This window comes from Actinomycetospora soli (assembly GCF_021026295.1).
In the GTDB taxonomy this organism is placed as follows: Bacteria; Actinomycetota; Actinomycetes; order Mycobacteriales; family Pseudonocardiaceae; genus Actinomycetospora; species Actinomycetospora soli.
This window is the reverse complement of the sequence record NZ_JAJNDA010000013.1, coordinates 74,911-99,980: the sequence shown is the minus strand read 5'-3', so window position 1 is coordinate 99,980 and position 25,070 is coordinate 74,911. Positions and strand designations below refer to the sequence as shown.

Genomic DNA, 25,070 nt, shown 5'->3' with positions numbered 1-25,070 from the left:
CCTCCTGGTGATCCGACTAGACGCCGACGGCGGTCCGGGCCACCGCGGCGACGCTGTCACCGGTCAGTTCGTCGAGGGTCACGATCGCACCGGCGGCCGCGCCGGCGATCCGGCCGGCGAGGCCGAGGCGGACGTGCCCGGACTCGCAGTCGACGACCACCGTGCTCATGGCCGCGCCGCCGCGCCCCGGTCCGGCCTCGCGGGCCAGGCCGCGGGCCGCGTCGAGGGCGGCGTCGAGGGGTCGCGGTCCGCCGACGGTCGCGCGGCCGTCGGTCAGCACGATCAGCAGCCCGCGCCGCCGCGGGTCGCGCACCCGCTCGGCGCGCAGGACCCGGCGGGCGGTGCGCAGCCCCTCGGCGAGCGGGGTCCGGCCGCCGGTGCGCAGGTCGGCGAGGCGGGCGTGCGCGGTGTGGACGCTCGAGGTCGGCGGCAGGGCGACGGCCGCGCCGGTGCCGTTGAAGGTCACGACCCCGACCTTGTCCCGCCGTTGGTACGCGTCCCGCAGCAGCGCGTCGACCGCGCCCGTCACCGCCGTCATCCGCGTGCGTGCCGCCATCGAGCCGGACGCGTCGACGCAGAACAGCACGAGGTTGCCCTCGCGGCCCTCGCGGTGGGCGTGCCGGAGGTCGTCCGGCCCCGGCCGACCACGCCGACCGGAGCGCACGCTCGCGATCACCGTGGCCGGCACGTGCGGTGCCGGGCCCGACTCCGGGGCCTCCGCGACCGCGCGCACCGTCCGGCCGCGTCGGCCGCGCGCCCGCGAGCGCCGACCGGGCACGCCCTCGCCGACGCCGTGCACCTCGAACCGGCGGCTCTTCAGCCGCACGCGCTGCGGGGCACCGACCGGGGTCATCGGCGCCTCGGCGCCCGCCGGGGTGTCGTCGCCCGTTCCCGACGCCGGGTCGGGGCGGGTCGGGGGCGCCGGCGCCTCGGCCGGACCGGGTCGCCCCGACCCGGATGCGCCACCGCCCCGTGGTCCCTCGGCGCTCCCCTCACCGGTCCCGGGGGCCGCCGCCCCGGACCCGTCGTCCGGACCCTGCGGCTCCTCGGGCCCGTCGGGACCCGCGCCGCCCGGCCCGTCGTCGGGATCGTCGTCGGGGCCCTCGTCCGTGTCCTCGTCGGTGGTGTCCTCGTCGTCGAGGTCCTGCACCGCCTGCTCGGCCGCCTCGAGCGCCTTCTCCAGCTCCTCGTCGGAGAGGTGCGGCTCGTCGAACGGGTCGCGACGGCGCCGGTGCGGGAGGGCGAGGCGGGCGGCGGCGCGGACGTCGTCGACGTCGACCGCGGCCGCCCCACGCCAGGCCGCGTGCGCCACGGCGGTCCGCGCCACCACGACGTCCGCGCGCATGCCGTCGACCTCGACGAACGCGCAGACCGCGGAGATGCGGACCAGTTCGCGGTCGGTCAGCGCGACCGACCCGAGCCGCGCCCGCGCGTCGGCGAGCTGCGCGCGCAGGGCGTCCTCGTCGGGGGCGAAGCGCGCTGCGAAGCCGGTCGGGTCGGCGTCGTGGGCGAGCCGACGGCGGACCACCTCGGTGCGCTCGGCGACCGCCCGCGAGGCCTCGACCCGGACCGTGAGCCCGAAGCGGTCGAGCAGCTGCGGGCGCAGCTCCCCCTCCTCCGGGTTCATCGTGCCGACCAGGAGGAACCGCGCGGGGTGGGTGAACGAGACGCCGTCGCGCTCGACGTGCGAGCGGCCGGAGGCGGCGGCGTCGAGCAGGAGGTCGACGAGGTGGTCGTGCAGGAGGTTGACCTCGTCGACGTAGAGCACGCCGCGGTGCGCGAGCGCGAGCAGGCCGGGCTGCACCGAGCCGCGGCCGTGGGCGAGGACCTCCTGCAGGTCCAGCGAGCCGATCAGCCGGTCCTCGGACGCGCCGACCGGCAGTTCGACCAGCCGGGCGGGCCGTCGCTCGACGGGGGCGTCGGGTCCGAACGGGCCGTCCGGGCTCTCCTCGCCGGCCTCCACGTCGACGCCGAACCGGTCGCCGGCCCGCACCTCGACCTCGGGCAGGAGCGTCGCGAGCGCCCGGACGATCGTCGACTTGGCGGTGCCCTTCTCCCCGCGCACCAGCACCCCGCCGATCCCCGGGTCGACGGCGGAGAGCAGCAGCGCGAGCCGCAGGTCGGGATGGCCGACGACGGCCGAGAAGGGGAACGCCACGGGACGCGACCCTAACCCGGCGTCGGGAGTCTCATCTCAGCCACCGCTGAGATGTGCGCCTCCGCTACGCGGCGACCCCGTTCCCGGCGCGCTTGTCGGCCTGGAAACCCTCCTCGTCCATCCCGCGGCGCCAGTAGCCGGAGATCGAGAGCAGCTCCTTCGGCACGCCCAACTCGTCCCGCAGGAGTCCGCGCAGCGCCTTCATGGACCCGGTCTCGCCGTGCACGAACGCCTGCACCCGTCCCGCCGGCCACGCCGCGGCGCGCACCACGTCGACCAGCGTCTCCCCCGCCTCCCGGTGCACCCAGCGCACCGTGAGGTCGCCGTCGCAGGCCAGCGGGAGCTCGTCGGCCGGGCCGTCGACCTCGAGGTACACGTGCACCGGCGTGCCCGCCGCGATCCGCTCGCAAGCGGCCGCGATCGCCGGCAGCGCCGCCTCGTCCCCGATCAGCACGTGGGCGTCGACGTCGGCCGCGGGCGCGTACGCCCCGCCGGGTCCGAGCAGGATCAGCTCGTCGCCCGGCCGCGCCGCGAGCGCCCACGGGCCCGCCACACCGGTGTCGCCGTGCACCACGAAGTCGATCGTCATCTCGCCGGCGGCGTGGTCGAGCGCGCGCACCGTGTAGGTCCGCGAGATGGGCCACTCGTCGCGCGGGCGCTCCGCGCGCACCGCCCCGACGTCGAGCGGCTCGTCGTAGGCCACGCCCGGCCGCCGGAAGGCGAGCTTCACGTACCGGTCGGTGAAGCCGTTGTCCTCGATCCCCGCGAGCCCGGGCCCGCCGAGCACGACCCGCCGCAGGTGCGGGGTCAACTGCTCGCTGCGGAGCACCTCGAGCCGGTGTCCCGGTCCGCCCTTCGCCATGCCCTCACCCTCTCGTTTAGGTGAGGCTCACCTTACTTCAGCGCCTCCGCAGGGGGAACGACCGAGGGCGGACCGGCCTGCCCGCCGATCCGCCCTCGCTCCCCCCGTCCGGTCTGCCCTCCGACCCGGGATGTCCTGCGATCGCCACGACCTCCCGGCTACGAGGCGATCTGCTTCTCGATCAGCGCCGTGTTCGCGCCGACGCGGGTGTAGTAGCCGGGCTTGCCCGCCCGGGCGCACCCGTCGCCGAAGCTGGTGATACCGATGAGCTTGCCGCCGGCGACCAGCGGGCCGCCCGAGTCGCCCTGGCAGGTGTCCACGCCGCCGGAGTCGAAGCCCGCGCAGGTGAGCAGCTTCGGGTCGTAGGAGGAGGCGGAGGACCGGCAGTAGGAGTCGTCGCGGATCGGCACGGTCGCCCCGAGCAGGTACCGCGACGGCGAGCCGTTCTCCGAGGTGGCACCCCAGCCGTAGATGCGGGCCGCGGTGCCGGGACCGTAGAGCGCGGAGTCGGCGCTCGTGGCCAACGGGAGCGTCGGGGTGGACACCGCCTCGGCGAGGGTGAGCACGGAGACGTCGAGCCCGTTGCCCACGGCGCTGAACGAGGGACTGACCCAGGTCTTCGTCACCGACACCGACCGGCCGCTCTTCGAGTCCTTGTCGTCCCGCCCGACGACCGCGAAGATCTTCCGGTCGGGCGCCGACGCGGTGCAGTGCGCGGCCGTGACCACCTTGGTCGGCGCCACGAGCGTGCCGCCGCAGAACTGGAAGCCCGAGGCGTCGGTCAGGTAGACGACCCACGGCTCGTCGGCGGTCGTCGTCCGCTCCCCGCCCACGATGCGGGCCTGCGCCACCCCGTCCCCGCCGCTGCCGCCCGGGTCGTCGCCCGTGCTCCCCGTCGTCACCGCCGAGCTGCGCCCCCCGAACCCGACCAGCCCCACCGCCACGACCGCGAGCACCAGCACCGCGGTCGAGGTGACCAGCGACGCCCACCGCACGACCGGGCCCGCGCCCGCCCCCGGACGCCGGGCCACCTCGGCACGGTGCCGTCCGTGCGTTCGTTCCCGCATCCCGCCTCCGCTCACGCACCGCTGTTCCGCCGCCCCCTCTCGGGGACCGTCCGGCGTACCGCTCACCGTCCGTCGGAGCAGACATCACCAGAGATCGGCGGGCGCCAACAAGTCGACGGGGGCGAGTTCGCCCCGCCGAGCGACGACGAACGGTCGATTTTTGGCGACAAACGACCCCGCCGAGTGAGAACTCCGCGATGAACGGTCGTCGGGAGCCGCTCACCGGCGACGAGCGGCGGCGAGTGGTGACAACTACGCAGCGTTGCCGAGACGCACGAGACACGACCGACCGTCCGACGGACGAGCCCCGGACGACAGGGCTCAATACAGTGGGGCGCGTGCCCCACCACGACCTCGTGATCATCGGCTCGGGATCGGGCAACTCGATCCTCGACTCCCGCTTCGACGACCTCGACGTGGCGATCGTCGAGCACGGCGTGTTCGGCGGGACCTGCCTCAACGTCGGGTGCATCCCGACGAAGATGTACGTCTACGCCTCCGACGTCGCCGAGACGATCCGGCGCGCGAGCACCTACGGCGTCGACGCGAGCATCGACCGGGTCCGCTGGCCGGACATCCGCGACCGCGTCTTCGGCCGGATCGACCCGATCTCCGCGGGCGGTCTGCGCTACCGCGACCAGGAGTGCTCGAACGTCACCGTGTACCAGGGACACGCGGTGTTCACCGGCGAGCGCGAGCTCTCGATCACCCCGACGGCGGGTGGCGAGGGCGAGACCGTCACCGCCGACCGCATCGTCATCGCCGCCGGCTCGCGCCCCACCGTGCCGCCGGTGATCGCGGAGTCGGGCGTGCCCTTCCACACCTCCGACGACGTCATGCGCCTGCCGGAGCTCCCGCGCCGCCTGACGATCGTCGGCGGCGGCTACATCGCGTGCGAGTTCGCGCACGTGTTCTCGGCGCTCGGCACCGAGGTCACCGTCGTCACGCGCGGCCCGGCGCTGCTGCGGGAGCAGGACGAGCTGGTCTCCGAACGCTTCACGCGCCTCGCGCAGGAGCGCTGGAACGTCCACCTGGACGCCGAGCCCACCGGGGCCGAGCAGCGCGCCGACGGCACGATCGTGCTGACCTGCCCCGACGGCGGCCGGATCGAGGGCGACGCCCTCCTCGTGGCCACCGGCCGCAAGCCCAACGGCGACCGGCTCGACGTCGAGAAGACCGGCCTGCAGCTGACCACCGACGGGCGGATCGAGGTCGACGGGTACCAGCGCACGCCGGTCGACGGCATCTACGCCCTCGGGGACGTCAGCTCGCCGTTCCAGCTCAAGCACGTCGCGAACCACGAGGCCAAGGTCGTGCAGCACAACCTGCTGCACCCCGACGCCCCGCGCGCCACGAGCCACCGGTTCGTGCCCTCGGCCGTGTTCACCGACCCGCAGGTCGCCGCGGTCGGCGCCCGGGAACAGGACCTGCGCGACGCGGGGACGGCCTACGTCTCGAAGGTGCAGGCCTACGGCGACGTCGCCTTCGGCTGGGCGATGGAGGACGGGACCGGGTTCGCGAAGGTGCTCGCCTCGCCGTCCGGCGAGCTGCTCGGCGCCCACCTCATGGGGCCACAGGCGTCCTCGCTGATCCAGGTACTCGTGCAGGCCATGGTGTTCGGCCAGACCGCACAGGAGGTCGCCACCGGGCAGTACTGGATCCACCCGGCACTGCCCGAACTGATCGAGAACGCACTGCTGGGGCTCCCACTGTCGTCGTGACGGTGTCGAGCGAGGCCCAGAACCGTCGCAGGAGCTGGGCCGCCCGGACGGGGTAGCGGGCGGGCCACCAGTGCCCGACGCCCTCGAGGACCCCGACCTGCGCGCCGGCGCGGGCCGCGGCCTCCCGGCGCTGCCGCAGCGGCCCGGCGACCGGGTCCCCCGTGGCCAGGACGGCCAGCCCCGGCCGGGCCGCGGCCCGCTCCAGCCGTCGCCCGGCCTCGGCCATGACCGGCTGGGCCGCCGACCGGTAGAGGCCGAGGATCGCCGGCGCGAGCGATGGGTCGTACCCGTCGACGACGCGCTCGGCGACGGCGAGCGGCATGCCCCGGGCGGCCAGGCGCGCGGCCCAGGCCGCCCGGTCCGCCAGCGTGGCGACCTGCTCCTCCCCCGCGCCGGGGGTCTGCCAGGTGACCGCGAGCTCGTGCCAGGCGTGATCGGGGTGGTAGACGCCGAGCGCGTCGCTCACCCAGCTGCGGAGCAGGTCGGGGCGGTCCATCGCCACGCGCACGACGTGGGCCCCGCCCCAGTCGTGCCCCACGAGGTCGACCGGGCCGTCGAGGCGCTCCAGCTCGCCCACCAGCCAGTCGCGGTAGCCGGCCGGGGAGACGTCGAACCCGGCGGGCAGCGGCGCGCCGAAGCCGGGCGGGGAGAGCAGCCGCACGTCCTCGCACCCGAGCTCGGCGAGCAGCCCCTCCCACACCGCCGTCGTCATGGGGTTGCCGTGCACGAACACCGTCGTCATCTCGTCCCTCACTTACTTGTCGGCTGACACGCAAGTTAGCACGATATGCTCCGGCCGTGGAACGCAGAACCCAGCAGGAGCGGCGGGAGACGACCGAGCGGGCGTTGCTGACCGCGACCGCCGACCTCGTCGTGGAGTCCGGGCTGTCGTCGGTGACGCTCGCCGAGGTCGGGCGCCGGGCGGGCTACAGCCGCGGCATCGTCACCCACCACTTCGGCTCGAAGCAGGCTCTCGTCGAGGCCCTGGTGACGGCGAGCCAGGCCGGCTTCGTGCCGGGGCTCGACGACATCGACCCGGGTCCGGACCGGCTGCTCGCCCTGGTGGAGGGCTACCTCGGCGCGGTCGACGGGATCGGGTCGCTCTCGCGGGCGTTCCTCGTGCTGTGGGCCGAGTCGGTGGCCTCGCCCGACCTGGGGCCGGTGTTCCGCGAGCGCGACGCCCTCTTCCGCGCCGACATCGCCGCGGACGTCGAGGCCGGCCGTGCGGCCGGCGCGGTCCGCGCCGACGTCGACCCCGCGGTCGTCGCGGCGATCGTCCTGGCGGAGCTGCGCGGACTGGCGCTGCAGTACCTCGTCGCGCCGGACTCGGTCGACACGGCCGCCGCGGGGCGGGCCCTGCGCGAGCACTGGCGCGCCGTGCTCGCCCCCTAGTCGGCGTGCGCCGCCGCGGTGTGCTCGCGCAGGGCGTGCAGCGCCTCGATCCGGGTCGCCTTCAGCACGTCCGGCGGGTCGCCGGGGAACCGCTTGACCCAGGCATCGGTGCGCCCGTGGTCGCTGACCGCGAACCAGACCGTGCCCGGGGGCTGGTCGTCCTGCGGGTCGGGGCCGCCGGCGCCGGAGACCGCGACGACCACGTCCGCGCCGAACATCTCGGCGGCGTTCTCGGCCATCGCGCGGACGGCGGGCTCGGCGACGACGGGACCGTCGGGCACCTTCAGCACGCCGTGCTTGGTGGTCCGGTCGTAGGCGACGACGCCCCCGCGGAACCACTCGCTCGACCCGGAGGCGGCCGCGAGGTCGCTCGACACGAGCCCGCCGGTCAGCGACTCCACCACGGCGATCCGCCGCCCGTCCCGGCTCGCCCCCTCGCTGATCTCCTGGGCGAGATCCCCGGGCTCCTCGTCGGGCGCCCGATCCCTGGCCTCGTCCACCGACTACCTCCCGGTCTCCACGTCGTCGACGACCGCGGCGGATGACCACCACGGGCCGCCGTCGAAACCGGAGTCACCCCGTTGTCCGCCACCGACTCGGGGACCACTGGATCCGGGCCCGTGTGACCTGGATCATGCGAGGCTCCCGAGGCGAGGAGCGCACGATGACCACGACGGACGACCGCGACACCGTGCTGCGCGAGGCGGGGCTGGACGGGCAGAACCGGACCACCCTGGGGCGGATGCTCGGGACCGGGAGCATCGGTCACGCCGAGGAGGGCGCGGACGGCGTCATGCGCGCCACCGTGCGCATCCCCGAGGACGAGCTGGTCTGGGAGCCGGCGATCCTCGTCTTCCCGCACGGGGGCACCGTCGAGCTGACCCTGATCAACGACGACAAGAACACGCACTGCGCGCTGCTGCCGTGCAACGGCGACCCGAAGCTGATCTGGCTGGTGAACCACTCGAAGGGCGTGGCCCGCCTCGACCTCGACGGCCCCGGCGCCTACTACTACGGCTCCACCACCGGCAACGACGAGGGCCGCGGGCTCACCGGCGCCCTCGTCATGGGCGGCGAGGTCCCGGACTCCGCGAAGCTCGACCGGCCGCCGCAGCCCCGCCCCTAGCCGATCCCGCAGGCGGCCCCGGTCGTCCGGGCCACGTGGTCGAAGAACGCGTCGCGGTCGAGGACCACGTTGTCGTACTGCCCGAACAGCTCGAAGCCGACCGTCCCGAAGAGCTGCGTCCAGGCCGCGATCGCGGCCGGGGCGAGCTCCGCGGTCAGGTCCGGGAGCAGGTCGACGGCCAGGGCGTTCCGGACGACGGGTCCGGGGTCCGGCACGGTGCCGTGCCCGGCGGCGATGCGCACCAGCACGGCGCCGACCCGCCCGGCGGCGGGCAGCGTGTCCGGCGGCGCCGCGTAGCCCGGCACCGGGGAGCCGTAGATCAGGGCGTACTGGGCCGGGTGCTCGCCGGCCCACCGCCGGACGGCCCGCCACACCGACACCCAGCGCTCGAGCGCCGGCCCGTCGTGGTCGGCGGACTCGGCCGCCTCCCCGACCGCGTCGTAGGCCTCGATGATCAGGGCGGTGAGCAGCTCGTCGCGGCTCGGGAAGTAGCGGTAGACCGCCGAGGACACCATGCCGACCTCGCGGGTGACCGCCCGCAGCGACAGCGCCGCCGCGCCGACGCGGGCGAGCTCCGCACGGGCCGCCGCGAGGATCCGCTCGGTCGTCTCGGCGCGGTGCTCCTGGCGGGTCGGCATGCGACCCAGCATGTCAGAGAGCACTGCTCTTGACACCTCTCGCGCACGGAGAGAGCATTGCTCTCGTCGAATTCGAGAGCAGCGCTCACAGCGAGAGGTCCGGCCATGACCGTCCACTCCCAGCAGCCCGGCGTCCTGACCCGTCGCGTCATGAACCCGCTGGTCAGCTTCCTCACCCGGCGCGGCCTCTCCCTCGCCGGGTCGGCCGTCCTGGGCGTACGCGGCCGGGTCAGCGGCGAGCTGCGGACGACGCCGGTGAACCCGCTGCCGCTCGACGGACGCCGCTACCTGGTCGCCGCGCGCGGGCGGACGCAGTGGGTCCGCAACATCCGGGTCGCCGGCGAGGGCGAGCTGACCGTCGGGCGCCGGACCGAGCGGATCACCGTCCGCGAGCTGACGGAGCCGACCGAGATCGTGCCGGTCCTGCGGGCGTATCTGAGGGTCTGGGCGTGGGAGGTCGGCGCGTTCTTCGACGGGGTGTCCGCCGACTCCTCCGACGCCGACCTGGCCGCGGCCGCCTCGCGCCACCCCGTCTTCGTCGTCACATCGGCAGAGCCCGCCTCCCGCCGATAGCGTGCGGGGATGAGCGAGCGCGAGCACGACGTCGTCCTCTACGGGGCCACCAGCTTCGTGGGAGCACTGACCGCGGACTACCTCGCGCGGCACGCCCCGACCGGTACGCGCATCGCGCTGGCCGGACGGTCGCGGGAGAAGCTGGAGAAGGTGCGCTCCGAGCTCCCGGCGCCCGGCTCCGACTGGCCGCTGATCGTGGCCGACTCCACCGACCGTGCGGCCCTCGACGCGATGGTGGCGTCGACGACGGCGGTCGCGACCACCGTCGGCCCGTACGCGAAGTTCGGGCTGCCGCTGGTCGAGGCGGCCGCGGCGGCCGGGACGCACTACGCGGACCTGACCGGTGAGATCACCTTCGCCCGCGCGGCCATCGACGCGACCGACGCGGTCGCGCAGCGGACGGGCGCGCGGATCGTGCACTCGTGCGGCTACGACTCCGTGCCGTCCGACCTCGGCGTCCTGCTCCTGCACGCCCAGGTGCAGGCCGACGGCGAGGGCGAGCTGACCGACGTCACGGCCGTCGCCCGGGTCCGCGGCGGCGTGTCCGGCGGCACCGTCGACTCGATGCGCGGCATCGCCGACACCGTGAAGGCCGACCGGTCGACGGCGCGGCTGCTGCGCGACCCGTACGGCCTCTCCCCCGAGCGCGACAGCGAGCCGGACACCCGCCAGCCCAGCGACAACCCGGCTCCGCACCGGCTGCCCGACGGCACGTGGGCGGCGCCGTTCGTCATGGCGTCGTACAACACGCGCATCGTGCGCCGTTCCAACGCCGTCGCCGGCTACTCCTACGGCAAGGGCCTGCGCTACGGCGAGGTGATGGCCGCCGGCTCGGGTCCGGTCGGGGCCGTCACGGCCGGGGCGGTCACCGCCGGTCTCGGCGCGATGCTCGCCGGGTTCGCGACGCCGGGGGCCCGCCAGGTGCTCGACCGCGTCCTGCCCAAGCCCGGCGAGGGCCCGTCGGAGGAGACCCGCCGCAAGGGCTGGTTCCGCCACGACCTCGACGCCGTCACGACGACGGGTGCCCACTACACCGGCCGCGTCTCCGGCTCGGGCGACCCCGGGTACGCCGCGACCGCGGTCATGCTCGGCGAGTCGGTGCTCTGCCTCGCCCTCGACGGCGACCGGCTCCCCGCGCGCAGCGGCTCGCTGACGCCCGCCACCGCGATGGGGCCGGCCCTGGTCGAGCGCCTGCGCACGGCCGGGCACGTCTACGAGGCCGCCCGCGCCTCCTGACCGACCGTCGTCGCGGGGCCACCCTCGTCGACGGCAGGTCTACCGCGCTCATGCCCGTCGGTCATAGGTTCTTGCCCATGACGCACGACGACGGCGGGTTGGACGGCCTCGTGCGCCACCGGCTGCGTGCCCTGCGGGTCGCGCAGGGGTGGTCGCTCGACGAGCTCGCGCGGCGGGCGAACCTCAGTCAGTCCTCCCTGAGTCGCATCGAGAACGGGCAACGACGCCTGGCCCTCGACCAGCTCGTCACGCTGGCCCGCGCCCTCGACACCTCCCTGGACCAGCTCGTCGAGACGGACACGGAGGACGTCGTGTCGAACCCGACGATCGACGGTCCCCACGGCTCGCGCCGCTGGTCGGTGCGCGCCGACCCGGGCATGTCGATCGTCCGGCGCCGGCTGACCGATCCGCCGCCGGGCCCCGCGACGCTGCGGGCGCACCCGGGACGGGAGTGGTTCGTGGTCCTGTCCGGAACCGCGATCCTGCTCCTCGGCGACCGGCGCATCCGCGTCGAGGCCGACCAGGCCGCGGAGTTCCCGACGATGCTGCCGCACGCCGTCGGGAGCGCCGGGGGGCCGTGCGACATGCTGGGCTTCTTCGACCGCGAGGCCCGGCGCGGACACCGCGACGACCAGGCGTAGCACGCATCGTCAGGTGCCGATGTCTTGCTCATCGCGCAAGATGTCGCGCTCCTCGCGCATCGTCTGGCTACGGTGATCCCATGAGCGAGGACCACGGGCACGGACACGGACACGGGCACGGGCACGGACACGGGGACGCGGGCGGAGCGGACATGGCGGAGGTCCTCGACCTCGACGCCGTCGTGTTTGGCGATCACCTCGCCGACCTCGTCTCCTGGCTCCCGGTACGGGAGGCCCCGCGGGAGATCGTCGACCTCGGGGCCGGGACCGGCGTCGGCACGTTCGCCCTGCTCGACCGGTTCCCCGACGCGCACGTGACCGCCCTCGACTCCTCCTCCGCGCACCTGCGGCGGCTGCAGGAGAAGGCCGACGCCGCCGGGTGGGCCGGGCAGGTGGACGTGCTGCCCTGCGACCTCGACGGCGAGCAGGTGCCGCTCGGGACGCCGGACCTGGTGTGGGCCTCGGCGTCGCTGCACCACCTGGCGGACCCGGAGCGGATGCTGCGCCGGCTGCACGACGCGCTCGCACCGGGCGGCCTGCTGGTGGTCGTCGAGATCGACGGCTTCCCGCGGTTCCTGCCCGACGACGCCCCGGAGGACAGCCCGGGCCTGGAGGTGCGGGCGCGCGCGGTCGCCGACCGCCGGGCCGCCGAGCACATGCCGCACCGGGGAGCGGACTTCGCCCCGCTGTTCGGGGCGACGGGGTTCCGGATCGAGGCGCAGCGGGCGGACACCGTGGAGGTCGAGGGAGCCCGGTCGGCGGCCGTGGGCCGCTACGCGCTCGCGGGGCTGAGCCGGCTGCGTGACGGGATCGCCGGCGACCTCTCGGCGCCGGACCGCGCGGCCCTCGACCGGCTCGTCGACCCGGACGACCCGGGCAGCGTCCTGCGGCGCGACGACCTGGTGGTCCGGACGTCGCGTCCCGCCTGGGCCGTCCGACCCAGCGCCCGCGATTGAGACGTGCACGATCGGGGCACGCTGCCCCGTGTCGGCCGGTCGTGTGCCGCACGGCCCGGTCCGTCCCATCGACGCGACACCGGAAGGACGATCGTGAGCGACCAGCTTCAGGTCACCAAGACCGTGGACGCCAGCCCGGAGCAGATGTTCGCCCTGCTCTCCCAGCCGTCCCGGCACACCGAGTTCGACGGCGCGGGGATGCTCCGCGGCGTGGAGCCCGGCGGCGAGCGGGTCTCCGGGACGGGCGACGAGTTCATCATGAACATGAACAACGACGCCCTGGGCGACTACCAGATGAAGAACACGGTCACCGCGTACGAGGAGAACCGCAAGATCGGCTGGGCGCCGACGATCCACCCGATCGACGGCTACACCGACAAGCTCGGCGACACGAAGGCGACCGGCCACACCTACACCTGGGAGCTCGAGCCCGCGGGGTCCGGCACGAAGGTCACGCAGACCTACGACTGGTCGGGTGTGCAGGACGACAACTTCCGCGGCTTCTTCCCGATGCTGTCCGAGGACCAGCTCTCGGACTCGATCGACAAGGTCGCGAACGCCGCGACGTAGTTGCTCAGGGCGCGCCGGCCGGGGGCACCACCCGCAGCCCGGCCGGCGCACCCCGCTCGATCAGCCGGGTGAGCGCCGCCGTGTCGAGGTGGGTCTCCACGAGGTCGGCGAGCAGGTCGAGCTGTGCGGTGCGGGTGGCCGCGAACGAGGTCGTCGTCGAGACCCGGAAGTCGCGGCCGGTGAGCGTCGCGACCCGCGTCAGCACCCGCCGTCGGAACCCGTCGTTCTCCAGCAACCCGTGCCAGTGCGTGCCGAGCACCGTCCCGACGTCGAGCCCTTCCGGGACTCCGTCGGCCGTCGTCACGAGCGGCGCACCGGCGCCGCGGACCTCGCGGCCGTGGTGGATCTCGTAACCGGCGACGTCCTCGCCGAGGGCCGTCCCGTGCGGGGTCCCCAGGTGCTTGTCGCGGTCGAAGACGACGTCGAAGGCGCCGAGGCCGAGTCCCTCGTGGCGACCGGGGGCGGCCTCGACGCCGTGCGGGTCGTCGATCGTCCGGCCGAGCATCTGGTAGCCGCCGCAGATGCCGAGCAGCGGGCGGCCGGCGCGGGCGTGGGCGAGCACCGCGTCGGCCAGACCGGTCTCCCGCAGCCAGGCCAGGTCGGACACGGTGGCCTTGGAGCCGGGCAGGACCACGAGGTCGACGCCCACCAGCTCGGACGGCGCGGTCACGTACCGGACCGAGACGCCGGGCTCGGAGGCGAGCGCGTCGACGTCGGTCCCGTTGGACACGCGCGGGAGCCGCACCACGGCGACCCGCAGCCAGTCCGCTCCGAGCGGCGCGGCGGGTCGGCCGACCGCGCCGTCGTGCCCGAGGGAGTCCTCCGCGTCGATCCAGAGGTCGGGCGCGAACGGGATCACGCCCAGCGTGGGTCGACCGGTGAGCCGTCCGAGCTGGGCGAGGCCGGGCTCGAGCAGCGCGGGGTCGCCCCGGAACTTGTTGACGACGAACCCGCCGACCAGGGCCTGGTCGGCGGGTTCGAGGACCGCGAGGGTGCCGAAGAGGTGGGCGAGGACGCCGCCCCGGTCGATGTCGCCGACGACGATCGTCGGCAGGCCGCCCGCGCGGGCGAGGCCCATGTTGGCGATGTCGGTGGCGCGCAGGTTGATCTCGGCGGGCGAGCCGGCGCCCTCGCAGATCACGACGTCGTGCTCCGCGCGCAGCCGGGCCAGACCCGCCGTCACGACCTCGAGCAGCGCGGGCTTGCGCTCGCGGTAGGAGAGCGCACTGACGGTGCCGTCGACGCGGCCGTGGACGACGACCTGGCTGGTGCGGTCGCTCCCGGGCTTGAGCAGCACCGGGTTGAACGCCACGCTCGGCGCGAGCCCGCAGGCCGCCGCCTGCAGCGCCTGGGCCCGGCCGATCTCGCCGCCGTCGAGGGTGACCACGGAGTTGTTGCTCATGTTCTGCGCCTTGAACGGCGCGACGTCGACGCCCTGCCGGGCCAGCCAGCGGCACAGGCCGGCGACGAGGACGCTCTTCCCCGCGTCGCTGGTGGTCCCCGCGACGAGGAGGGCGCCCTGCACGGACCGAGCCTAGGTCCTCGGTATCCCTCCGGCGGCCGGACACGCTAGTTTCACAGTGTGAACCAGCAGGGTGAGACCGAGGACGGCTCCGAGGGCCGCATCCGGGGCGCGGAGACCGCCCGCCGCACGTTGCGGCTGCTCGAGGCGCTGGCGGCCCACCAGCCCGTGGGGCTCGACGAGGTGGCCGCGCTGGTCGGGTTGAACAAGTCGACCGCCTACCGGCTCCTGCGGGTGCTACAGGAGGAGGGCTACTGCGAGCGGCTCCCGCAGGGCGGCTACCGGCTCGGCGGCGCCGTGGCGACGCTGGCGGCCAGGACGGCCGTGCCCGCCGCCACCCTGGAGGCGATGCGGCCGGTGCTGCAGGAACTCGCCGAGAGCACGGCGGAGACCGTCACCGTGCACCGGCGGGCGGGCGACGCCGTCGTCCTGAGCGTCGGCGTGGAGAGCGAGCAGCACGTGCTGCGCCAGGTCGTGCGGGTCGGCGAGACCACCCCGTTGACCCGGGGCTGCGCCGGTCTCGCCATCCTCGCGTCGCTCCCGGCCTCCGACCGGGACGAGGTGCTCGACCACGTCGGCGGATCCGAGACGCGGTCGGCGCTCGGCGGCCGGGTCGCCGAGGCGCTCGCCGACGGCTACGCCGTGTCCCGGGCCGCCAACCACCCCGGGGTCTTCGGGATCGCCGTGGCGGTCCCGGGCGGGCACGGCACGGGGTCCGAGCTGAGCCTCGCCGTGTCGGGACCGGAGAGCCGCTGGACCCGGGACCGGGCCGTGCAGCACGCCGAGCAGCTGCGGGAGTGCGCCGCTCGGCTGGCCCACCTCCTCGGCGTGTAGCGGGCCCGGGATCAGCTCGCGGCGCCCTCGGCCGGCAGGTACCCGTCGGCCACCAACCGGGGCAGCAGGCCCCCCGCGGCGAGGATGTCGAGCACCATCGGCGGCTGCGGCGCGACGTCGACGCGCCGGTCACCGGCCCGGGCCCACCCGTGCTCGAGGTCGACGGTGAGCTCCTCGCCCTCGCTGACGAGGTCGCGGACCCCGGGCACGGTGAGGGCCGGGAGGCCGTTGTTGATCGCGTTGCGCAGGAACAGCGAGTTGAACTCCTCGGCGACCAGGGCGGCCACCCCCAGGTGGCGCATCAGGGCGGCGACCGGGCGGCTGGAGCCGATGCCGAAGTTCCGGCCGGCCACCACGATGTCACCCGGGGCGACCTCGTCGACCCACCTCGGGCGCAGCGCGTAGAAGACGTGCCGGGCGGCCTCGGGGACGTCCAGCTTCATGGCGTAGCCCGGGTACATGGCGTCGGTGTCGACGCTGTCCCCGACGACCCAGGTGCGCCCCGTGATCGTCCATCGGTCGGTCATGCGGAGTGCTCCCGGTCGAGGAGGGTGCGGGGGTCCACGGGACGCCCGGCGACGGCGGAGGCGGCGACGGTGGCGCTCGAGGCCATGTAGATCTCGGCGTCGGGGCTGCCCATGCGACCGCGGAAGTTGCGGGTCGAGGCGGTCAGGCAGACCTCCCCGGCCCCGAGCACGCCCATGTGGTAGCCGAAGCAGGCACCGCAGGTGGAGTTGGTGACCACCGCCCCGGCGTCGGCGAGGGTCCCGAGGTAGCCGAGGCGCAGGGCGTCGCGGTAGACCTGCTGCGAGGCGGGGGTGACGATCAGGCGGACGCCCTCGGCGACGGTGCGCCCCGCCAGGATCTCGGCGGCGATCCGCAGGTCGTCGAGCTGGCCGTTGGCGCAGGACCCGATGAAGCACTGGTCCAGACGGCGGGTCTCGACCTGCGAGATCGGGACCGCGTTGCCGCTGACCGACCCGGGCCGGGCGACGTGGGGCTCCAGCGCCGAGAGGTCGACGGTGCGCACCGCGGCGTAGGTCGCCCCGGGGTCGGGATCCGCGGGCTCGTACTCCCCCGGGCCCGCGCCGTGCTCGGCGAGGAACCGCCGGCAGACGTCGTCGGCGGGGAAGGTGGCGAAGTCCGCGGAGATCTCGGCCGCCTGGGTGGCGATGGTGCGACGCTCGTTCATCGGCACGCTCGCCAGTCCCTCCCCGCCGAACTCGAGGTTGTGGTTGGTGGCGTCCCCCCACGTCCCGGCGATGTGCAGGAACACGTCCTTGCCGCCGACCCCGACGGGCAGCTCACCGACCAGCTCGTAGCGGATCGTGGGCGCGACGGTGAACCAGGTCCGACCGGTGCACAGGACCCCGACGACCTCGGCCGGCCCGATGCCGCGCGCCGCGGTGTTGTACGCCCCGGCCGCGCAGGTGTGCGAGTCCGTGCAGGTCAGCACCTGCCCGGGGCGGGCCAGGGCGTTCTCCGCGATCACCTGGTGGCAGATGCCGTGGCGGCCGACGTCGAAGAACCGGTCGATGCCGAAGTCGCGCGCGAAGCGGCGGGCGCGGGGGCCGCCGTCCGCGTCGCGGACGGTCGGCGCCGGGACGGCGTGGTCGAGCACGATCGCCGTGCGCTCCGGGTCCGCGATCCGCAACGGCGTGACCCACCCGGCGAACTGCAGGTCGATGAGGACGTTCATGTCCACCTCGGCGACGACGGTGTCGCCGGCGTGGACCTCCTCGAGCCCGGCGCTCCGGGCGAGGATCTTCTCGATCATGGTCATGGGCACGTGGGCACTCCTTCGCGGTAGCGCTCGTCCAGGGCGAGCCAGCCGGTGAGGCCGACCAGCCCGAACAGGTCGGCGGGCCCGGTCACCCGGGGCGTCGGCGTCCCGCCCATCGCCGCGAGTGCGTGCGCGGCGGCGTCGGCGACGGGGACGAGCAGGGCGCCCGGGTAGATCGCCGCGGCGAACCCGAGCCGCGCGAGCTCGGCGTCGTCGAGCGCGGGGGTGAGGCCCCCGGGCACGACGTTGAACACGAGCGGCACGCCGGTGGAGCGGCCGACCTCGTCGGCGATCCGCTCGATCTCGATCCGGGAGCGGGGGGCCTCGACGAAGACCGCGTCGGCGCCCTCGGCCGCGTAGCGGCGGGCCCGCGTGATGGCCTCGTCGATCCCGAGGGGACCGTTGGCGTCGGTCCGGGCGACGATCACGATGTCGTCCTCGCGATTCTCCAGGGCGGCCGCGAGCTTGGGCAGGTACTCGTCGACGTCGACGATCTCCTTGTCCGCGAGGTGCCCGCACCGCTTCGGGAACGCCTGGTCCTCCAGGTGCAGGGCCGCGACCCCGGCCTGCTCGTACGCCCGGACCGTGCGGACGACGTGCATGGGATTGCCGTAGCCGGTGTCCGCGTCGGCGAGCAGCGGCAGGTCGGTCGCGGCGGCCAGCACGGCCACGCGCTCGACCATCTCCGTCGCCGTGAGGAGCCCGACGTCGGGCAGGCCGTACCCGGAGGCGGCGACCCCAGCCCCGGTGGCGTAGGCGGCGGAGAACCCCGCGCGGCGCGCGAGGTGGGCGCTGATGCCGTCGAACACGCCCGGGGCGCGCAGCAACCCGGGCTCGCGCAGCAGTCGACGGAAGGTGGCGGACCGCGTACTCACCCTCGAACCTCCGGTTCCTCGCCGAGGGCGGTGCCGGCCCCGGCTCGGCCGGTTCTCGTCCCTCGCGACGGCCCACGCTCGCAGTCTTCTTCATCAAATGCAACTGGTTGCATTTGGTGAATCGTGGCCGCTACGGTCCTGACGTCGGTGGGACCGCGATCACAGCGACGCCACCACGGGGAGAGGAGCGACATGTCGACGACGACGGCCGACGCCGGACCGACCGCGAAGCAGCACGGCAACCTGCGCGACTCGACGAGCGCGTTGAAGCTGGGGGTGTTCTCGTTCAACGCCTCGGGCGGTCTCAACATCACGACCCGGCCGCGGGCCTACCACGTCGGGTGGGAGCACACCTCGGCGATCGCTCGGCGCGCGGAGGAGATGGGCTTCGAGTTCGTCCTGCCGGTCGCGAAGTGGCGGGGATACGGCGGGGAGACCGACTTCTACGGCGAGTCCTACGAGACGCTGACCTGGGCGGCCGGGATCGCGGCGCAGACCAGCCGGATCACCGTCGGGGCCACGGTGCACGTGCCCGTCATCCACCCGACCTTCGTCGCGAAGGCCGGCGCGACCGTCGACGCGATCGCCGGCGGGCGGCTCGCCCTCAACGTCGTCATGGGCTGGTACCCGCTCGAGATCGGGCAGTTCGGCCTGACGCCCGCGGACCACGACATCCGCTACGAGCACGGGGACGAGTGGGTCACCCTGCTCAAGCGGTTGTGGACCGAGGACGAGCCCTTCGACTTCGACGGCCGCTGGACCTCCGCGTGGTCGGCCCTCTCGAAGCCCAAGCCCGTCCGCCGTCCCCTGCTGATGAACGCGGGCACCTCGGCCGCCGGGGTCGACTTCACGGCGCGACAGTGCGACTTCACGCTCGCCAGCCGGAACTCGCTCGAGGGCGCGGACGTGTTCGTGGGCGACATCAAGAACACCGCGCGGGAGCGGTACGGCCGCGACCTGCAGGTCGTCAACGTCGCGCACGTGATCTGCGCGGACACCGAGGCCGAGGCGTGGCGCAAGCGGGAGCTGCTCGCCGAGAGCGGCGACCGGGAGGCCGCCGACAACTTCATGCGGTTCCTCGGGATCGGGAGCCAGTCCTACGAGGAGACCCTGCGGCTCTACCGCGACTACTTCTACACCAGCGGGGCCGCGCTCCCGCTGATCGGGACGCCGGAGCAGATCGCCGACCAGATGGTGGCGGCCTCGAAGGCGGGCTTCGACGGTCTCGCGCTCGGGTTCTTCGACTACCTCGACGAGATGGCCGGGTTCGACGAACAGGTCATGCCGCTGCTGCGCGACGCCGGCATCCACTCCTAGGGAAAGGACGACACGTCATGGGACTGCTGCAGGACAAGATCGCCGTCGTCACCGGGGCGTCCGGGGGCATCGGATCGGCGACCGCGCGGGCGTTCGTCCGCGAGGGTGCCACCGTCGTGCTCACCGACCTCGACGACGAGCGCGGCACGAAGCTCGAGCACGAGCTGACCGAGGCCGGGGGCACCGCGGTCTTCGTCGGCGCCGACATCACGCGGGTCGCCGAGGTCGACGAGGTGGTCCGCACGGCGGTGTCCCGGTTCGGCCGGCTCGACGTCGCCGTCAACTGCGCCGGCTACATCGGCGTGTTCAGCCCGCTGCTGGGCTACCCGCCCGAGGAGTTCGACCGCGTCCTCGACATCAACGTCCGCGGTACGTGGAACTGTCTGCGCGCCGAGCTCGCCGCGATGGTCGAGGCCGGGAACGGCGGGGCGATCTGCAACGTCTCCTCCGTCGCCGGCGTCGTCGGCGCGGCCGGAGCCGCGCCGTACGTCTCGGTCAAGCACGCCCTGGTGGGCATGACGCGGTCCGCCGCCCTCGAGCACGCGGCGGACGGCATCCGGGTCAACGTCATCGCCCCCGGCAGCACGGACACCGAGATGCCGCAGCGGCTGACGGGCGGCGACCCCGGCATCCTCGCCGCGCTGCGCAGCGTCATCCCCGTGGGCCGGTTCGGCCGCGCCGAGGAGATCGCCGAGCCGATCCTGTTCCTGTGCTCGCCGGGCGCGGCGTTCGCCACCGGTGCGGTCTTCAGCGTCGACGGAGGCCAGAGTGCCGCGTAGCAGCGCCGAGGTCGTCGTCCCCGGCGTGCACCGAATCCGGGTCGGACACGGGGACACCGAGAACGCGTTCGTCGTCGAGGGCGACGACGGTCCGACCCTGGTCGACGTCGGCTGGGCCTCCGCGCCCGCCGTCATCACGGCCGCGCTGGCGGAGCTGGGTCACCGACCGTCGGCGGTGCGGCGCATCGTCGTGACCCACGCGCATCCCGACCACGTGCGCGGCCTCGCGACGATGCGTGAGCTGACCGGCGCGGAGGTGCTGATCCACGACGCGGACGCGGCGTGGCTGCGGGCCGGTCGGGTCCCCGCGGGCGGACGCAGCGGCGTCGTCGGCAGCACCCTGGACCGGCTGCCGTTCATGCGGTGGACGGCGGTGACACCCGACCGGACGGTCACCGGCGACGAGGTCATCGGGCGCACCGGGCTGCGGGTCGTCCACACCCCCGGCCACACGGCGGGGCACATCGCCCTGCATCACGAGCCGTCGGGCGCCCTGCTCGTGGGCGACGCGGCCTTCCACCTGCGCGGGCTCGGACTCGGGCCGGCGACCCTCGCCCACGACCCGGACACCCGGCCCGACGCGCTCGCGGGCCTGCCCCTCGACGTCGCGGCCGTGGGCTTCGCCCACGGGGCACCCCTGACCGGCGAGGCGGTGGGGTCGTTCCGGGAGTTCGTGCACGCGACCGGCCGGAGCCCGGCGTCATGAGCGTGGGACGTCGGGACGGCCGCCCTCGGCGTGCCAGGGCACGACCCCGATGAGGACACCCGGGAGATCCGCGACGTCGAACTCGAAGGACCGCCACAGGGCGTTCTCCTCGGCCCGTGCCCGGTCGCCGAAGGGGCCGTAGCAGTCGGCGTGCCCGGTGACGGGGTCGATGATCAGCACCATCCAGCCGTCCGCGTCCGCGGTGCCGCCCTCGTCGTGGATGCGCGGGGTCTCCTCGGTGAACACGACCGTCTCCCTCTGCTCGTCGGCGGGGCCTGCCCCCGCGCCGTCGAGGAGAAGCGTCGTCCGGTGGCGTCCGCGGCGGTGTCCGCCGGACGCACGGTCCTCCGGGGGACGTGCTGTCCCCCGGTCGCCGGACGGCGGGCTCACGGCCCCGGCAGGCCACCCGCGTGGACCGCGGTCGGATCCTCGGCCAGTTCGCGCTCGACGGCCTCGACGTCGGGGGCGAGGCGGTCGTGCAGCGTCCGGCCGCGGTCGGCGAGCGACACCCGGACCCGCCGCCGGTCCTCCGGGTCCACCGCCCGGTAGACCAGACCCGACGTCGCCAGGCGGTCGACGACCCGGGTCAGCGTCGAGTCGTTGAGCCCCGTCCCCGCCACGAGCTCCCCCATGGCCAGGTCGCCGGCCTCGGCGAGGCACGTGAGCACGAGCCACTGGGGCAGGAGCACGCCCTCGCGGCCCGTGATCTCCTCGACCCGCACGGCGACCCGGGCCATCGTCCGGTGGAGGGTGACCGCGAGCGATCCCGCGGCGAGCTCCGCGCCCATCGGCCCTCCTCAGGCTTCGTCCCACGTGAGAATATCGCGGCGGTGGCCGCGCGGACCGGTCGTGGCCCCGCGGGAGGGCCCATGGACGAGCACCCCGGGCGCGCGGCCTGGCGGGTCGCCATGGTGCTGCCGCTGCGGGGACCCGCCGGTCTGTTCGCGCCGTCCTGCGAGGCGGTCATCCGACTCGCCGTCGACGAGATCAACGGCCGGGGCGGCATCCGGGGCCGCGAGGTCGAGTACGAGGTGATCGACGGCGGTCGCGCCCCCGCCGCCGTCGCCGCGGAGGTCGGCGACCGGGTCGCCCGCGGCGCCGTCGACGCGGTGAGCGGGTGGCACATCTCCTCGGTCCGCCGCGCCCTGGTCCCCGTCGTCGCCGGCCGCGTGCCGTACGCCTACCCGTCGCTCTACGAGGGCGGGGAGACCCGGCCGGGCGTGTACTGCAGCGGGGAGACCCCGGACGTCCAGATCGCGCCCGCCCTGCGGTGGCTGCGCGACGAGCTCGGCGCGCGGCGCTGGTACGTCGTGGGCGACGACTACGTGTGGCCGCGCGTGTCGGCCCGGGCGGTGCACGACTTCGCCCGCCACCTCGGGCTCGACGTCGTCGGGCAGTCGTTCGTGCCGCTCGGGACGGGCCGCGTCGGCGACCTGGTGGACCGGGTCGAGGCCACCCCGTGCGACGGCGTGCTGATGCTGCTCGTCGGGCAGGACGCGGTGGAGTTCAACCGCGAGTTCGCCCGCCGGGGGCTCGGCGACCGGCTGCTGCGCTTCAGCCCGCTGATGGAGGAGAACATGCTCCTCGCCAGCGGTGCCGACGCGACCGCGAATCTGTTCGTGGCCTCGTCGTACTTCCGCTCGCTGGCGACGACGGGCGCCTTGGACCTGCTCGCGGACTACCTGCGGGCGCACGGCCCCGGCGCGCCGGCCCTGAGCAGCGCGGCGGAGAGCTGCTACGAGGGGCTGCGGACGCTCGCGAGCCTCGCCGAGCGCGCCGCCGACGACCGCCTCGAGGCCTGGGACGCGGCCGTCGACGGCACGGCGTGGGAGGGGCCGCGCGGCACCGTCGAGTTCCGAGGTCGGCGCGCCCGCCAGCCGGTGCACCTGGCCGTGGCCGACGGCCTCGACTTCGACGTCCTGACCGCCCTGCCCGCCGTCGTCCCTTGACGCGGACTCCCCGACGGTATTCCCATATGGGAACAACTCGTCGAGACCGTCACCGGGGAGGCCGCCGTGCCCGACACCGTGTTCCGCGTGGACCAGTCGAAGTCGATGCGGGAGCAGGAGGTGCCGGGCCACAACCGCTGGCACCCCGACATCCCGGCCGCGAACTCCGTGCGGCGCGGGGACGTCTTCCGAATCGAGTGCAAGGACTGGACCGACGGCCAGGTCCGCAACGACGACTCCGCGAACGACATCCGCGACATGGTCCTCGACCACAACCACATGCTCTCCGGGCCGATCGAGATCGAGGGCGCGGAGCCGGGCGACCTGCTCGTCGTCGACTACCTCGACCTCGGCCCGGCGCACGGCGGCGCTCCGGCCGTCGGGCCGGAGGCCGGCCAGGGCTGGGGCTACACCGGGATCTTCGCGAAGAGCAACGGCGGCGGGTTCCTCACCGACCACTTCCCCGACCCCGGCAAGGCCATCTGGGACTTCCAGGGCAAGTACGCGACGTCGCGCCATCTGCCCGGGGTGCGGATCGCCTCGAACGTCCACGCCGGCCTCGCGGGCTGCGCGCCGTCCGCGGAGCTGCTCGCGGAGTGGAACCGGCGTGAGCAGGCGCTGATCGACACCGACCCGCAGCGCGTGCCGCCGCTCGCCCTGCCGCCGCTGCCCGAGCACGCCCTGCTCGGCACGATGGCGGGCAGCGACCTGGAGCGCGCGGCCCGGGAGGCCGCCCGCACCGTCCCGCCACGCGAGCACGGCGGCAACGTCGACATCAAGAACCTCTCGATCGGCTCCCGGGTGCTCTACCCCGTCTACGTCCCGGGCGCGAAGTTCTCGATCGGCGACCTGCACTTCGCGCAGGGCGACGGCGAGATCAGCTTCTGCGGCGCGGTGGAGATGGGGGGTTACGTCGACATGCACGTCGACCTGATCAAGGACGGCGTCGCGAAGTACAAGGCGACGATGCCGATCTTCCAGCCCGGTCGGCACGAGCCGCGCTACGACGACTTCGTCTCGTTCATCGGCATCTCGGTCGACGAGGCGGGCGACCAGCACTACATGAACGCGACCATCGCGTACCGCCGCGCGTGCCTCCAGGCCATCGACTACCTGACGCAGTTCGGCTACACCGGCGAGCAGGCCTACCTGATCCTGTGCGCCGCGCCGATCGAGGGCCGGGTCAGCGGCATCGTCGACATCCCGAACGCCTGTTGCTCGCTCTACGTCCCGACCGGCATCTTCGACGTCGACATCCGTCCCGGCCACGACGGTCCCGCGAGGGTCGACCGCGGCCAGTGCGCCACCGCGAGCTGAGGAGACGCGATGCCCGCCCCGACCGACGTCGAGGTCTTCGAGCTCGGCGACGTCGTCCTGCAGCACGGCGCGACGCTGCGGGACGCCCGGCTGGCGTACCAGACCTACGGGACGCTGAACGCCGACAAGAGCAACGCCATCGTCTATCCCACCTGGTACTCCGGGCGGCACACCGACAACGAGTGGCTGATCGGCACCGACAAGGCGCTGAACCCCGACGAGTGGTTCATCATCGTGCCGAACATGCTCGGCAACGGGCTGTCCTCCTCGCCGAGCAACACCCCGCCCCCCTACGACCGGGCCCGCTTCCCCCACGTGACCTTCTTCGACCAGGTCGAGTGCCAGTACCGCCTCGTCACCGACCACTTCGGCATCACCACGCTGCCGCTGGTGACGGGCTGGTCCATGGGCGCGGGCCAGACCTACCAGTGGGCCGTCAGCCACCCGGAGATGGTCCAGCGGGCCGTCCCGTTCTGCGGGTCCAGCGTCACCGCCCCGCACAACCGGGTCTTCCTCGAGTCGATCGCTGCCGCCCTGCGCGCCGACGCCACCTTCGCGGGCGGCTGGTACCGCGACGACGCCTGGCCGACGACCGGGCTGCGCGCCTTCGCCCGGGTCTACGCCGGCTGGGGGTTCTCGCAGGCGTTCTACTGGCAGGAGGAGTGGCGCCGGCTCGGCTTCTCCTCGCTCGAGGACTTCCTGATCGGGTTCTGGGAGGCGTTCTTCCTCGACGAGCGGGACCCGAACAACCTGCTGGCGATGATCTGGACGTGGTTCCACGGCGACGTCGGGCAGACGCCCGGGTTCGGGGGCGACACGGTCGCCGCGCTGAACTCCATCCGTTGCCCGGTCCTCGCGATGCCCGCGGAGAAGGACCTCTACTTCCCACCCGAGGACGAGCAGTGGGCCTCGCAGCACATCGCCGACGGCGAGGTGCGCGTCATCCCCGGGGTGTGGGGTCACTTCGCGGGCGGCGGGCAGAACCCCGACGACACCGCGTTCATCGACCAGGGCATCCGCGACATGCTCGCGCGGGAGGTCTGAGCCA

The 25,070-nt window shown here is 74.2% G+C and carries 26 protein-coding genes and 1 pseudogene; 15 read left to right on the top strand and 12 right to left on the bottom strand.

From position 1 onward, the window contains the following. Positions 1-16: 16 nt before the first annotated feature. The 3 genes from LN037_RS20960 to LN037_RS20950 form a co-directional block, all read right to left on the bottom strand. On the bottom strand, positions 17-2,158 hold the full coding sequence (locus tag LN037_RS20960; protein WP_230756289.1) for a VWA domain-containing protein: 2,142 nt from the start codon (positions 2,156-2,158) through the stop codon (positions 17-19). Positions 2,159-2,222: 64 nt separating this feature from the next. Then, the gene (locus LN037_RS20955; protein ID WP_230756287.1) at positions 2,223-3,020 is read right to left on the bottom strand and encodes a siderophore-interacting protein; all 798 of its coding nucleotides are present in this window, start codon (positions 3,018-3,020) and stop codon (positions 2,223-2,225) included. A 158-nt stretch (positions 3,021-3,178) separates the two neighbouring features. Next, entirely contained in the window at positions 3,179-4,051 is an 873-nt protein-coding gene (locus tag LN037_RS20950; RefSeq protein WP_230756280.1) for a S1 family peptidase, read from the bottom strand. A 374-nt stretch (positions 4,052-4,425) separates the two neighbouring features. Between LN037_RS20950 and LN037_RS20945 the strand changes: the two genes are divergently transcribed. Next, on the top strand, positions 4,426-5,808 hold the full coding sequence (locus LN037_RS20945; protein ID WP_230756278.1) for a mycothione reductase: 1,383 nt from the start codon (positions 4,426-4,428) through the stop codon (positions 5,806-5,808). 55 nt (positions 5,809-5,863) lie between these two features. Here the strand turns inward: LN037_RS20945 and LN037_RS20940 are convergent. Next, a pseudogene (locus tag LN037_RS20940) lies at positions 5,864-6,550 on the bottom strand (alpha/beta fold hydrolase); the annotation flags it as partial. A gap of 56 nt (positions 6,551-6,606) precedes the next feature. Here LN037_RS20940 and LN037_RS20935 point away from each other — a divergent pair. Next, positions 6,607-7,200, top strand: coding sequence for a TetR/AcrR family transcriptional regulator (locus tag LN037_RS20935; RefSeq protein WP_230756276.1), 594 nt, complete (start codon positions 6,607-6,609; stop codon positions 7,198-7,200). Here the strand turns inward: LN037_RS20935 and LN037_RS20930 are convergent. Next, positions 7,197-7,700 (bottom strand): CinA family protein, encoded by a 504-nt coding sequence (locus tag LN037_RS20930; RefSeq protein WP_230756274.1) that lies wholly within the window; start codon positions 7,698-7,700, stop codon positions 7,197-7,199. The genes LN037_RS20935 and LN037_RS20930 overlap by 4 nt on opposite strands. A gap of 164 nt (positions 7,701-7,864) precedes the next feature. Between LN037_RS20930 and LN037_RS20925 the strand changes: the two genes are divergently transcribed. After that, positions 7,865-8,326, top strand: a complete 462-nt coding sequence (locus tag LN037_RS20925) for an MSMEG_3727 family PQQ-associated protein (RefSeq protein WP_230756272.1) — start codon at positions 7,865-7,867, stop codon at positions 8,324-8,326. Here LN037_RS20925 and LN037_RS20920 read toward each other — a convergent pair. After that, the gene (locus LN037_RS20920; protein ID WP_230756270.1) at positions 8,323-8,964 is read right to left on the bottom strand and encodes a TetR/AcrR family transcriptional regulator; all 642 of its coding nucleotides are present in this window, start codon (positions 8,962-8,964) and stop codon (positions 8,323-8,325) included. The genes LN037_RS20925 and LN037_RS20920 overlap by 4 nt on opposite strands. 105 nt (positions 8,965-9,069) lie before the next feature. Here LN037_RS20920 and LN037_RS20915 point away from each other — a divergent pair, with 105 nt between their 5' ends. The 5 genes from LN037_RS20915 to LN037_RS20895 all read left to right on the top strand — a co-directional run bounded on the left by LN037_RS20915 (position 9,070) and on the right by LN037_RS20895 (position 12,940). Next, positions 9,070-9,537 (top strand): nitroreductase/quinone reductase family protein, encoded by a 468-nt coding sequence (locus LN037_RS20915; RefSeq protein WP_230756268.1) that lies wholly within the window; start codon positions 9,070-9,072, stop codon positions 9,535-9,537. A 9-nt stretch (positions 9,538-9,546) separates the two neighbouring features. Continuing rightward, the gene (locus LN037_RS20910) at positions 9,547-10,773 is read left to right on the top strand and encodes a saccharopine dehydrogenase family protein (protein WP_230756266.1); all 1,227 of its coding nucleotides are present in this window, start codon (positions 9,547-9,549) and stop codon (positions 10,771-10,773) included. Between the two features lie 77 nt (positions 10,774-10,850). Then, positions 10,851-11,414, top strand: a complete 564-nt coding sequence (locus tag LN037_RS20905; RefSeq protein ID WP_230756264.1) for a helix-turn-helix transcriptional regulator — start codon at positions 10,851-10,853, stop codon at positions 11,412-11,414. Between the two features lie 80 nt (positions 11,415-11,494). Beyond that, positions 11,495-12,370, top strand: a complete 876-nt coding sequence (locus LN037_RS20900) for a class I SAM-dependent methyltransferase (RefSeq protein WP_230756263.1) — start codon at positions 11,495-11,497, stop codon at positions 12,368-12,370. A 93-nt stretch (positions 12,371-12,463) separates the two neighbouring features. Then, positions 12,464-12,940, top strand: coding sequence for an SRPBCC family protein (locus LN037_RS20895; RefSeq protein ID WP_230756261.1), 477 nt, complete (start codon positions 12,464-12,466; stop codon positions 12,938-12,940). A 4-nt stretch (positions 12,941-12,944) separates the two neighbouring features. On the opposite strand, the gene LN037_RS20890 is transcribed toward LN037_RS20895, so the two are convergent. Then, entirely contained in the window at positions 12,945-14,465 is a 1,521-nt protein-coding gene (locus tag LN037_RS20890; protein ID WP_230756259.1) for a cobyric acid synthase, read from the bottom strand. A 57-nt stretch (positions 14,466-14,522) separates the two neighbouring features. Here LN037_RS20890 and LN037_RS20885 point away from each other — a divergent pair, with 57 nt between their 5' ends. Further along, positions 14,523-15,296: an IclR family transcriptional regulator gene (locus tag LN037_RS20885; RefSeq protein WP_230756257.1), complete on the top strand. Its 774-nt coding sequence runs from the start codon at positions 14,523-14,525 to the stop codon at positions 15,294-15,296. Between the two features lie 11 nt (positions 15,297-15,307). Here LN037_RS20885 and LN037_RS20880 read toward each other — a convergent pair whose 3' ends face one another. From LN037_RS20880 to LN037_RS20870, 3 genes are read right to left on the bottom strand one after another with little or no spacing between them, the layout of a single operon-like run. Further along, the gene (locus LN037_RS20880) at positions 15,308-15,823 is read right to left on the bottom strand and encodes a LeuD/DmdB family oxidoreductase small subunit (protein ID WP_230756250.1); all 516 of its coding nucleotides are present in this window, start codon (positions 15,821-15,823) and stop codon (positions 15,308-15,310) included. Beyond that, positions 15,820-17,079, bottom strand: a complete 1,260-nt coding sequence (locus LN037_RS20875; RefSeq protein WP_230756569.1) for a 3-isopropylmalate dehydratase large subunit — start codon at positions 17,077-17,079, stop codon at positions 15,820-15,822. Before LN037_RS20875 ends, LN037_RS20880 begins: the two co-directional genes overlap by 4 nt. Continuing rightward, positions 17,076-17,954: an isocitrate lyase/PEP mutase family protein gene (locus LN037_RS20870; RefSeq protein ID WP_230756248.1), complete on the bottom strand. Its 879-nt coding sequence runs from the start codon at positions 17,952-17,954 to the stop codon at positions 17,076-17,078. The genes LN037_RS20875 and LN037_RS20870 overlap by 4 nt, the downstream gene beginning before the upstream one ends. A 192-nt stretch (positions 17,955-18,146) precedes the next feature. Between LN037_RS20870 and LN037_RS20865 the strand changes: the two genes are divergently transcribed. From LN037_RS20865 to LN037_RS20855, 3 genes are read left to right on the top strand one after another with little or no spacing between them, the layout of a single operon-like run. After that, a complete protein-coding gene (locus LN037_RS20865) occupies positions 18,147-19,271 on the top strand; it encodes an LLM class flavin-dependent oxidoreductase (protein ID WP_230756245.1) in 1,125 nt (374 codons plus the stop codon). Positions 19,272-19,288: 17 nt separating this feature from the next. Continuing rightward, positions 19,289-20,050: an SDR family NAD(P)-dependent oxidoreductase gene (locus LN037_RS20860; protein WP_230756243.1), complete on the top strand. Its 762-nt coding sequence runs from the start codon at positions 19,289-19,291 to the stop codon at positions 20,048-20,050. Continuing rightward, complete coding sequence (locus tag LN037_RS20855) at positions 20,040-20,756, top strand: MBL fold metallo-hydrolase (protein WP_230756241.1); 717 nt, start codon at positions 20,040-20,042, stop codon at positions 20,754-20,756. The genes LN037_RS20860 and LN037_RS20855 overlap by 11 nt, the downstream gene beginning before the upstream one ends. On the opposite strand, the gene LN037_RS20850 is transcribed toward LN037_RS20855, so the two are convergent. Both LN037_RS20850 and LN037_RS20845 read right to left on the bottom strand, forming a co-directional pair. Beyond that, entirely contained in the window at positions 20,751-21,002 is a 252-nt protein-coding gene (locus tag LN037_RS20850) for a hypothetical protein (RefSeq protein ID WP_230756238.1), read from the bottom strand. The two genes, LN037_RS20855 and LN037_RS20850, sit on opposite strands and share 6 nt — an antisense overlap. Positions 21,003-21,142: 140 nt before the next feature. Continuing rightward, entirely contained in the window at positions 21,143-21,544 is a 402-nt protein-coding gene (locus LN037_RS20845) for a MarR family winged helix-turn-helix transcriptional regulator (protein ID WP_230756236.1), read from the bottom strand. Positions 21,545-21,625: 81 nt separating this feature from the next. Here LN037_RS20845 and LN037_RS20840 point away from each other — a divergent pair, with 81 nt between their 5' ends. From LN037_RS20840 to LN037_RS20830, 3 genes are all read left to right on the top strand, one after another. Further along, entirely contained in the window at positions 21,626-22,705 is a 1,080-nt protein-coding gene (locus LN037_RS20840; protein WP_230756234.1) for a substrate-binding domain-containing protein, read from the top strand. 66 nt (positions 22,706-22,771) lie between these two features. Then, positions 22,772-24,022, top strand: a complete 1,251-nt coding sequence (gene fmdA, locus LN037_RS20835; protein ID WP_230756232.1) for a formamidase — start codon at positions 22,772-22,774, stop codon at positions 24,020-24,022. A 9-nt stretch (positions 24,023-24,031) separates the two neighbouring features. Beyond that, positions 24,032-25,066: an alpha/beta fold hydrolase gene (locus LN037_RS20830; protein ID WP_230756230.1), complete on the top strand. Its 1,035-nt coding sequence runs from the start codon at positions 24,032-24,034 to the stop codon at positions 25,064-25,066. Positions 25,067-25,070 lie beyond the last annotated feature (4 nt).

What these genes read in the sequence shown, in the direction of transcription:
- LN037_RS20955 (WP_230756287.1), bottom strand. Translation starts at nt 3,020, where the DNA reads ATGGCGAAGGGCGGACCGGGACACCGGCTCGAGGTGCTCCGCAGCGAG.
- LN037_RS20925 (WP_230756272.1), top strand. Translation starts at nt 7,865, where the DNA reads ATGACCACGACGGACGACCGCGACACCGTGCTGCGCGAGGCGGGGCTG.
- LN037_RS20920 (WP_230756270.1), bottom strand. Translation starts at nt 8,964, where the DNA reads ATGCCGACCCGCCAGGAGCACCGCGCCGAGACGACCGAGCGGATCCTC.
- LN037_RS20915 (WP_230756268.1), top strand. Translation starts at nt 9,070, where the DNA reads ATGACCGTCCACTCCCAGCAGCCCGGCGTCCTGACCCGTCGCGTCATG.
- LN037_RS20910 (WP_230756266.1), top strand. Translation starts at nt 9,547, where the DNA reads ATGAGCGAGCGCGAGCACGACGTCGTCCTCTACGGGGCCACCAGCTTC.
- LN037_RS20905 (WP_230756264.1), top strand. Translation starts at nt 10,851, where the DNA reads ATGACGCACGACGACGGCGGGTTGGACGGCCTCGTGCGCCACCGGCTG.
- LN037_RS20900 (WP_230756263.1), top strand. Translation starts at nt 11,495, where the DNA reads ATGAGCGAGGACCACGGGCACGGACACGGACACGGGCACGGGCACGGA.
- LN037_RS20880 (WP_230756250.1), bottom strand. Translation starts at nt 15,823, where the DNA reads ATGACCGACCGATGGACGATCACGGGGCGCACCTGGGTCGTCGGGGAC.
- LN037_RS20875 (WP_230756569.1), bottom strand. Translation starts at nt 17,079, where the DNA reads ATGACCATGATCGAGAAGATCCTCGCCCGGAGCGCCGGGCTCGAGGAG.
- LN037_RS20865 (WP_230756245.1), top strand. Translation starts at nt 18,147, where the DNA reads ATGTCGACGACGACGGCCGACGCCGGACCGACCGCGAAGCAGCACGGC.
- LN037_RS20860 (WP_230756243.1), top strand. Translation starts at nt 19,289, where the DNA reads ATGGGACTGCTGCAGGACAAGATCGCCGTCGTCACCGGGGCGTCCGGG.
- LN037_RS20845 (WP_230756236.1), bottom strand. Translation starts at nt 21,544, where the DNA reads ATGGGCGCGGAGCTCGCCGCGGGATCGCTCGCGGTCACCCTCCACCGG.
- LN037_RS20840 (WP_230756234.1), top strand. Translation starts at nt 21,626, where the DNA reads ATGGACGAGCACCCCGGGCGCGCGGCCTGGCGGGTCGCCATGGTGCTG.
- LN037_RS20830 (WP_230756230.1), top strand. Translation starts at nt 24,032, where the DNA reads ATGCCCGCCCCGACCGACGTCGAGGTCTTCGAGCTCGGCGACGTCGTC.